The sequence below is a fragment of the Nostoc sp. genome, from assembly GCF_041747015.1.
Classification (GTDB): domain Bacteria; phylum Cyanobacteriota; class Cyanobacteriia; order Cyanobacteriales; family Nostocaceae; genus Nostoc.
The window spans coordinates 1-6,918 of sequence record NZ_JBGTFY010000194.1; the positions used below are offsets into that span (position 1 = coordinate 1).

Here is a 6,918-nt window from a genome sequence, read left to right on the forward strand (position 1 = left end):
AGAATTTGATAAATTAACTTTGAATTATTTACCGAGTTTTTTTACTTGAAAACCAACGGTAAAAGTAACTCTAAGCCTTAATGGTGACGCAGTTAAGAAACCGTTCGTTTTTTTGACTTTTATAGTTGCATTTAATCCTGGTTCAAATGAAATTATAGTTGCATTTAATCCTGGCTGAAAACAACGATGATTGCAGGTTGGGGGATTTATAATTGCAGGTCGCTACAGCTATTGCTTGAGACTGCTTCCATGCACGGCTCCAATGTAAAATAAGTAATGTTGATGCGATGAGTAGAACTTGGAATCTGTATCTAAACACTTTTTTTTCCGAAGTCAGAGTAAATTTAGCATTAACTTTCATAGCAGAGTGGAACTTGAAAAAAAATTACATCAAACAAAAATTTTAATATAATATGATAATTGTTTGCTATTCATGCTCAGAAGGTTTTAATCTAATTCTTTGCAATACTTCTGTCCGCCAACCAAAGACTTCTGGTTCTCTAGATTCAATTAGCAAACAAGCTTCCCAAGAAAGCCAAGCATAATCAACATCACCTAGCGCTTCTTGCACCTGTGCCAACAAACAGTGAGTAGATGTTCTTTGTATATCTAATTCTTTCGCTTTTTCTAAATATTTTTTCGCCTCACTATATTTCTTTTGCTCAAATTTCGCCCAGCCTAAATTTTTATACAAAACTGCTTGCAGTTCAGGTTCTTTAGCTTTTTGTAGTCCTTCAGTAGCTAAAGCAATTGCTGTATTATAATCACTATTAATAATCTTTAATCTGGATAAATTATTGATAGCTATTATAGCTTGGCTATTACTTTTTATAGCCAGATAATATTGTTGCTCTGCTAAATCGTATTTCATTTGATCATCATAAAAAATTCCTAACCCATAATGTCCTTCCCAATTATTAGGGGTCAATCTAAAACCATTTTCGTAACTATCAGTTACACACTTGTATTCCTGTAATTGTCTACACACAATACCTAAGTTGTTATAGATTTGTACATTTCTGTTATTATATTTAATTGCTAATTCATAATATTTTTTAGCTAATTCTAGGCTATTTGTACTGCGAAGTCCTTTGTCAAAGTAAAATTCTGAAACAGAAAATTTGACCTGGGAATTAATATTTACAGCTGAGTCAAAAAGATTTTGTGCCAATGGAGAATCATTTGCTGCTTCTGCCTTTTTTCCTTGGGCTACTAGATTGTTAGCTATCGCTGGCAGAAGTATTTTAAAAAACCCAACAACTCCGAAAGCAATACATGCAACTATTACACTAATTACAAATGTTTTAGACTTTCTTAGTCTATAAAGTTTACTTTGCTGAGGGAGTTTTTTTAGCCGTTGCAAAATTATTTCAGTAGTTTGCGGACGCTGCCCTGGAAGGAAAGCCATTAATTCATCAAGAAAATCAGCAAAAGGTTTATCAATCTGCCGTGCTTTATCTCTCCAAATTAGGTTTCCTGTTTTTTGATCTGTTGATAGATTACTTAGAGGAGTTGCAGTAACTAGATTTACAAAAGTACAACCCAAGGAGAAGAAATCCGATTGAGGTACTGCCCGACCATTGATTTGTTCTGTTGGAGTGTAACAAGGCGTGATGACGGACGTAATTTCATATATTCCTTCCCTACCTGCACTAGTTCCACCGTTTCCACTAACTTTTGCCAAGTAAGTGTCAGTCACTCGCCGTGCAGTACCAAAATCAACTAATGCCAGCTGACCATTTGGTTGGAGAACTATATTAGAAGGTTTGATATCTCGATGAAAAAAATTAGAACGGTGTACTGCATCAAGAATTTCCACTAACTGTTTAAGCCATTCTAATGCTAGAGATTGTGAAATTTTTCCATTAAATTCTATCCATTGCTCCAAGTTTTGTCCCTCAAATTTATCCATAACTAAGCAATGCAGCGTTAAGGGACTATTTCTAGGAACAAAAGTAAAAAAGTCATCTAAAGTACTTTCAGGAATATTTGGATGCTGAATTAGTTGCAAAGTAAGAGATTCCTGCTCAATTAATTTAACTAATTTAGGCGATTTCCATTTCAGAACTTTGATGACTCGTTGCTTACGCACAGCGTTCCAACGAGTACCAGCATCATCTACTTCAAAAACTTCAAAATAATTAAACGGATCATCGGTAAGTGGCCTCAGTGGTTTGACTAGACGGATGCGGTCGTTAATTAACAGCGAAGTACCACAAGAGAGGCAATGTTCTATGTCATCAGAATTTTGACGGTGGTCACAAAGGGGATTAATACAGTACGACGACATATAAAAAAAAATTATATATAATTATGGGCTACCCAGTAGCAGATAAGTATCAATTATTTCACCATAACTTTGCATGAAATTGTGGACAATTAAATAACTAAAACGTAAGTATCTAAGTAAATTAATAACGTTACGAACTTATGCCAAGCCTTATTCTACATATCTATCACTAATCTAGTCCTTGTTATTCAATTACTGGTAGCAAGTAAAAAAAATAAGCTTATTCAGTAACATAACTTAATTTTATTGTATTATTATTTACTATTTTTGTAAGATTTTATCGTAAAACTAATGTTACTTCAACAAATGAACCGTCATTTTGCCTTCATTCCTCTACAAGTAACATCATTAGAAATTTGTATTGATACCTATTTCAAGTTGGGCAATTAAAAATAAAGAAATCTAGTAATATGGAGTGTAGTCCAAGATACTCTCTAAATTAACTTCAATCTATGGAACTTCCCTTACGGGACTTCATTATCTCAACAGGACAAGTATAATCATGGATTTTGGTGACTTACGGGAACTACAAGTTTCAGCCCCTTCTTTTTCATCGATCATAACAACAGTAGAAGAACCTCCAGAGCAAAGGTTTTCAGAAAGAATTACTTTTGAAGAATCTTTGGTAGCAGTCAATGATTTAGTGTTTGCCAAACTTGGTAGACATCTATCTGAAGCTGAGATCATTGTTCTGAAAGGAGCTTGGAATAGTCGTGAGTTTGTAGAGATAGCAGAAAACTCACCTTACAGCGTTAATTACTTGCAACGCCGTTTAGCTCCTCAGTTGTGGGATTTGCTCTCCGAAATAATTGGAGATGGACAACGAGTGGGAAAAAGGAAGCTTCGGTATTTTTTGGAGCAAGTAGCTAAAAAGTATCCTGCTCAGTCTGCTTCCGATCGAGAGCAAGTCCCTTTTAACACTGGCTTTATGCAGAACATTAAGGGTCAACCGCCTAATGTATCTACTTTTTATGGACGTATACAGGAACTGGCTCATTTAAAAGAATTAATAGTAAAGCAACGCTGTATATCACTAGTAGGGGTGGCAGGAATTGGAAAAAGTGCATTAGCGGCAAAACTATTAGCAGAACTTAGTATAGAATCTAAACCTAGATTTGATTGTTTAATTTGGAAATCAGTTACTCATGCACCACGAGTCCAAGACTTAGTAGCTGATTTAATTGAGCTAATTGATCCTCTAGAGCCATCCTCAATTTTACCTGAATATACGCAAGCAATGATTTCGGTGTTGCTGAAGCAATTGCAATCACGTAACTGTTTGGTGGTATTGGATGAGACTGATGCATTGTTCCATAGAAATAAATTAGAGCAGAAGCTAGAGTACAAAATACTCTTTCGTCGATTATTGGAGGAGCAACACCAAAGCTGTCTGCTTCTAACTAATCGAATTTTCCCTGAAGAGTTTAGTACTTTAATGAAGGCTAAACGTCCAATTCAGTATCTTAGAATTGAAGGTTTAGATTCAGAAGCAGCCATGCAGCTTTTATCTGCTAATGGACTAACGGATAAGGAGAAGTGTCAAAAATTAATCCATACCTATCGTGGCAATCCTTTGGAATTAGAGACATTAGTTGATAAAATTCACCACTACTTCGCTGGTAGTACTGAAAAATTTTTTAGCAAGTATACTACGTTTGTTAGCAGCGAGTTTCAAACAATGCTTGACGAAATGTTTGGCGAAATATTGAGTGAAACTCAGAGGCAGATCATGATTTATTTGGCAGAGAAAATAACTTTAAATTTAAAACCCGTTAGTTTTGAACAACTATTAATTGATACAAGTCAAAGGCAGAAAACACCTGTATCTACTTCAGAGATGATTAAAGCATTAGAACAACTGGAAAGACAGTCATTAATTGAAAGCAGCAAAGACCGAACTACAAAAGAAATCAGTTTTACTCTTCAACCAATGATTAAAAAGTATATTGCGACAGATCCGATGGGGCTAGTCTATACATCTGATACTTCACCCAATTTACCGATTGCATCTTAATAGAGGTATTTATGATTGCAGGAAAACTAGAAATCAAAATCAACGAATTGCCAAAGTCCAACACAGTTGACAATAGTTGGCAGCAGTTTGACTTAGACTGTGATGGATGCATCATAATAATCACAGTTAAACCCAAGATTTACAAAAAACTGACCGATGCTGCCAGTAATTATCTACAGTGGGTAAGAGCGATGTCTAACGACAAGCCGCGAAGCGTCTACGCTGGTAAACTCGGTCAGCAAACAAAAACGGGTTCGTGCTGGAGGAACCCAATATACAAGTTTTCGAGCGCAAGCCCAAGGCAGAAACGACCTCTGCCTTCGGTGCAGCTTCTTGAAAAAGTGATTACCCAATCAGGGTAAGCTAGACCGAAAACTGCTAAATATGGAGGAGTCAAACACAAACGTTGCAGAATCTCGCTAGATACGTAAAGACCACAAGTTATGTAAGATAAAGCTAATTCAAAGGAGATATAGAGGTGAAGATACAACACTACGAGAACTTAACGCACAAAGCGCCACTAAGGAGTAGCGCTTCGTGCGTGGCTTAAATTTCATATAACCTCAGAGCGGGGTTATCTCCTGGAAACCAAAGCAGTGGTACTTAAAGTTTAGCGGCTTTTATCCACTGACTGGTCAGACGAGATTGAATCCGCTGCTTCTCGTATTATACAAGAAGCCGCACGAAACGCACCAGTTTTGTGTGGTAATTTTGGCTGTCGAAATTGTAAAGATTTAGTAAAGTTAAATTTTATTAAGGAAAAACCCGAATTTCGTAGCAAAAATCCGTAGCAGCGCGAATACCCCCTCTGAAGCTTGTAAACCGAGTTATCAGGGGAAAATATCGTGATAAATAGCAAACCCAAAAGCGCAGTAGTAGAGCGCATATGGTGTAATAGTGCAGCTTTGGCACGGCAACTTTGTGCTGTAGCGTCGGGGTCTGATTACTGGCAATTGCCGACAGCAAGCAAAAAACTAGCTTGCGCGGTGCGATTACTCTCTCCAAAAGCAGATTTCTTGCGCTCAACGAAGAGGCAGGGAGCAGGGAGCAGATGAAATTACGCCCAATTGAATATCCAAACAATCTCACTGATCATGAATACCATGAGTTAGCCGTTGGTAGCGCCATTCATCCAGCACTGATTGAGCGCAACTTCTTCCACATCGAGGGAGAAACAATCTACGAATACCTATTCATCTCCAACAAAATTCCTCGCAAAAATGCCGGTCGAGTCACAGATGCGTACATAAGGCAATATCAGCATCTATTACTGGGGGGGATATGGATTCAATCTCTTGACCCGTTCAAAAACTGGGAACCAATGGAGTGGGGACGGATTAAGCCCAACTTCCCTCGCATTGATTGGGAGAAAGGTAAACCCGTCAAATACGAATCACCCCCCAAAACCCCAAACCGCGTTACCTACTTCGATATCAATAACCCCATCTGGGACAAAGTAGCAAAGCGTTATTTAATCAAGCGCTATCATTCACTTTTGGCACTGCGATTGGTTGATAAACTCAATCCCTTGATATTTTGGGAGTGGGTGAAACAGCACCCAGACATCCCGATCATATTATGCGAGGGGGAGAAGAAGGCTGCTTGCTTGCTCTCTTTGGGGTTTGTAGCGATCGCACTCCCCGGCATCTGGAACGGGCGTGTGGGCAAACTGGATTTTGATGAACGGTTGCACCCTGACTTAGTACCGTTAGCGCAAGCGGGACGCAAGTTCATAATTCTTTTCGATTACGAAACCAAAGCTAACACTCGTTGGTCAGTATTTCAAGCAACAATGCGGACTGGCAGAGCAATTGAGGCACAAGGGTGTGTTTGTGAAGTGGCATTGTTGCCAGGGCCAGAAAAGGGTGTTGATGATTTCGTAGTTAGTCAAGGTGTTGATGCTGATACTTTATTAACTGCGATCGCTGATGATGCCAAGAGCCTTAAAGATTACCAGCGCTCCTACCGGACTCGAAAATGGGGTTTAACCAAATACAAACCCGATGTGACAGTTAACACTCGCTATCTGACTGACGCTTTCATCAAGAAAGAAGCCGATTCCGACCAAGAAATACAGCATCAAACTGAGCTTGATCGCCAGAGACAATGCATAGAGTTACCGACAACCGACAATCAACAAGAGTGCTTAAACCAATTCGCAATTCGCAATGACGCTCGCGGACTCGCTACCGCTACGCTAACGCAATTCGCAATTACGTTTTGTAATGGGGATTTAACCCCAACACAAAACTTACCGGTTTTAGAACCGGGGGACTTAAACCCCCAAAGTTCGTTAAACCCAAACAGCCACTTGACAAACCCTGAAAAGAAAAAAGAAGTCTTATCGAAGATATCTCGCTACCTTACTATACCAGTCTCTGGGCTGCTGGTACTATGGAGCGACATGGGTACTGGGAAAACTGAACTTATGCGCTGGTGGCGATCCCAAAACCCCGAAGCACGATTTCTCAACAATGGGCATCGCGTTAATCTGCTGAAAAATCTGGCTCTGCGTCTGGAAACCGCGATGTATTCAGACTTGGGTTACACAGGTTTAGCTCAGGCCCAAGCTCTCAGTATTACTATCGACAGTTTACACAAGCTCAATACCCAA

At 38.9% G+C, this 6,918-nt stretch carries 4 protein-coding genes; 3 read left to right on the top strand and 1 reads right to left on the bottom strand.

Annotated elements, in window-relative coordinates:
* Positions 1-427 precede the first annotated feature (427 nt).
* Positions 428-2,290: a protein kinase gene (locus ACEW80_RS16545; protein ID WP_373527644.1), complete on the bottom strand. Its 1,863-nt coding sequence runs from the start codon at positions 2,288-2,290 to the stop codon at positions 428-430.
* Between the two features lie 502 nt (positions 2,291-2,792).
* On the opposite strand from ACEW80_RS16545, the gene ACEW80_RS16550 reads away from it, so the two are divergent.
* The 3 genes from ACEW80_RS16550 to ACEW80_RS16560 form a co-directional block, all read left to right on the top strand.
* Positions 2,793-4,304, top strand: a complete 1,512-nt coding sequence (locus ACEW80_RS16550) for an NB-ARC domain-containing protein (protein WP_373527645.1) — start codon at positions 2,793-2,795, stop codon at positions 4,302-4,304.
* Between the two features lie 11 nt (positions 4,305-4,315).
* Positions 4,316-4,666 carry a hypothetical protein gene (locus tag ACEW80_RS16555; RefSeq protein ID WP_373527646.1) on the top strand — a complete coding sequence of 117 codons (351 nt, stop codon included), beginning with the start codon at positions 4,316-4,318 and terminating at the stop codon, positions 4,664-4,666.
* A gap of 689 nt (positions 4,667-5,355) precedes the next feature.
* Positions 5,356-6,918, top strand: a 1,563-nt coding sequence (locus ACEW80_RS16560; protein ID WP_373527647.1) for a DUF3854 domain-containing protein, incomplete at its 3' end; no start/stop codon positions are given.

What these genes read in the sequence shown, in the direction of transcription:
- ACEW80_RS16545 (WP_373527644.1), bottom strand. Translation starts at nt 2,290, where the DNA reads ATGTCGTCGTACTGTATTAATCCCCTTTGTGACCACCGTCAAAATTCT.
- ACEW80_RS16550 (WP_373527645.1), top strand. Translation starts at nt 2,793, where the DNA reads ATGGATTTTGGTGACTTACGGGAACTACAAGTTTCAGCCCCTTCTTTT.
- ACEW80_RS16555 (WP_373527646.1), top strand. Translation starts at nt 4,316, where the DNA reads ATGATTGCAGGAAAACTAGAAATCAAAATCAACGAATTGCCAAAGTCC.